This is a genomic window from Rhodococcus sp. LB1, assembly GCF_001583455.1.
In the GTDB taxonomy this organism is placed as follows: Bacteria; Actinomycetota; Actinomycetes; order Mycobacteriales; family Mycobacteriaceae; genus Rhodococcus_F; species Rhodococcus_F opacus.
This window is the reverse complement of sequence record NZ_LTCZ01000219.1, coordinates 1-406: the sequence shown is the minus strand read 5'-3', so window position 1 is coordinate 406 and position 406 is coordinate 1. Positions and strand designations below refer to the sequence as shown.

Below are 406 nucleotides of genomic sequence, written 5' to 3'. Positions count from 1 at the left end.
GCGTCGCAGGATCTCCCGGAACACGGTGACCTCCACGGTTCCGCAGGGCGTGGTCGACGGATCGTCCCGATTGCCAAAGCGTCTGACCTGCCGGAAGTGGATGGTTTAGCGGGACCACGCGCCGCCGCCTCGCATGGTGTGGTCTGGGCTGATGCGGATAGTGCGTTTTCGCGAAGGCTCGAGGGGAGGTCGCCGAGGGGATGGGCGGCTTCCGCGGACTGGACCTCGACTGGTGTTCCGAAGGGGCTGCGGTGTGTCAGCCGGCTGCGGGGCCGGGATCCGAGTTGGGGCGGTGGGTGTGCTGGAGTTCGGTGTTGATGCGTCGGGCCTCGGCGAGTTGGTCTTCGAGGATGATGATGCGGCACGCGGAATCGAGTGCGGTGCCCTGGTCGATCAGTTCGCGGGC

The 406-nt window shown here is 67.0% G+C and carries 1 pseudogene; it reads right to left on the bottom strand.

What is annotated here, in order from left to right:
* Positions 1-256 precede the first annotated feature (256 nt).
* Positions 257-406, bottom strand: a pseudogene (locus tag AZG88_RS55350) (MerR family transcriptional regulator); the annotation flags it as partial.